Source organism: Arthrobacter sp. NPDC056493, assembly GCF_042795115.1.
Lineage (GTDB): Bacteria > Actinomycetota > Actinomycetes > Actinomycetales > Micrococcaceae > Arthrobacter.
On record NZ_JBHTSL010000122.1, the window covers coordinates 1 to 1877 of the forward strand.

Here is a 1877-nt window from a genome sequence, read left to right on the forward strand (position 1 = left end):
TGGTGCCGCGGGTTTCGGTGGGGAGGTTGAGGGTGGGGTTTTGGTTGAAGAAGCCGTGGGGTTCGAGCATGAAGCCGATGTTCTGGCGGGGCATGACGGGCCAGTCTTCGAGGCGGACGACGTGGTGCATGCCGAAGGTGTACCAGACCACGAGGTCGGTATCGACGATGTTCCGGTCTTTTTGGGTCCAGATGTGCAGGCCGTCGTCGGCGCCGGTGGCCTGGTTGGGGTATTCGCCGGCGGCGAAGCGTTCGGTCCGGTCGTAGGCGGTGACCCAGAGGTTGTTCCGGGCGAACTGGGCGCGTTTGGAGACGTAGGACTCGTCGCCGGCGGCGAGCTGGATCCCGTCGGTGGGGATCAGCCGGTAGGCGACGGGTTCGTCCACGATGTTTTTGGATTCGTGGTTGGCGATTTTCCAGAACCGGTGTTTGGCGGAGTCGGTTTTGCGGATCGCGGCCTGTTCGGTTTCCAGGAGCCGGTCCACGGCCTTGAACGCGGTGTGGGTGGGGTTGTGCTCGGGGTATTCCATGTCGACTTCGTAGACGGAGTTGTTGGTGCCGTCGAGTTCGAAGTCCATCCGGACGTTGAACATGTGCTGGTGGATGGGTGCGTAGAGCCCGTCGTTGTTCAGGGACTGCCCGTACGGGCTCTTCTGGCCGGGTTGCTGGCCGGCGGTGGAGAGGATGCCGGTGGCCTTGACGAGGAACTCGATGGACCCGTCCAGGAACAGGTGCCAGTAGAAGGCGTACTCGTAGTTCGCGACCGTGGCGATGAAGGAGATCACGAGCTTGCGGTTACGGCGGGTCTCGGCGGTGCCCTCGCGGAAGTCGAAGTGCTTCCACAGGATCGAGTCGTCTTCCTCGTGCATGCAGATCGCGTTCTCGATCGTCCACGGGTTGCCGTGGGAATCCACGGAGTTGCCGTCGAAGTACTTGATCTCGCCCAGGCAGTCACAGCCCAGGGTCAGGGAGTTGGCCATGTTCCCGATGTTGTACTCACCGGAATCGAACGCGTTCTTCTTCGCCTGCACCGGGGCGGTGTCACCATAGGGGACGACCATTTCCGAGAGCGAGGCACGGTTGATCACCGGACGGTCCACGCCCTGGTCACGGAACTTCAGCTGGTGCAGGACCAGGCCCTCACGCGGGGTGAACCCGACCCGGAAGGACCAGTCAGCCCACCGGACATGGTTCCCGGTGACCTGGAACGAGGCGCCCTCGGGCTGGGTGATCTCGATCGGCTTCAGGTCCGTGCGGGCCGGGCCGACGTACTTGGGCAGGTAGTTCCCGCGCGCGGCCGGGACCGGGATCGCCTGGTCATCCTCGACCCTGACAACCTCACCGGAGGACAGGTCGTAAAAGACGATGAAGTTCTCGATCGGGTGCGCGTACGGGCTGTCGTCCGGCTCGTCCCGGACAAAGACCAGGGCACGCATCAGGCGCCGGCCCTCGGCGTCCTCACCGAAATACCCCACCGACCACGGCTCGAAACACACCAGATCCAGGTTCGTCAGGCCCCGCTTGGCAAGAGCCTCAATGACCTTCGGATCCTTCCGGCACCCTTCCTCACACTCGGCGAACTCATCCAGCATGAACGGCGGCTGAACATCCGCAGCCAACTGCTTCCACCCATCAACCGTGCCGGCCTCAAGATTCACGACCGCCTCGTACGAACGCGCCACGGCACGGTCAACCAGGACCGCGTCCGCCTCACGAACCACCCGCACACCATTGCGCAGATCCTCCTTCGACGGCTCACGCAACTCAACGCTGATAAAACGGAACGACTCCGCCGCAGCCGGCCCCTCCTTCAAAACAGCCACCGCACGCGAAATCTCCGCCCGCGACAACGGATCCAGGGGGTGCGCTACCCCAACA

1 protein-coding gene is annotated in these 1877 nt (G+C 63.5%); it reads right to left on the bottom strand.

The window, feature by feature from the left end; all coding sequences use genetic code 11:
* On the bottom strand, positions 1-1877 hold a 1877-nt coding region (locus ACFQ50_RS24475; protein ID WP_377998221.1), incomplete at both ends, for a primary-amine oxidase.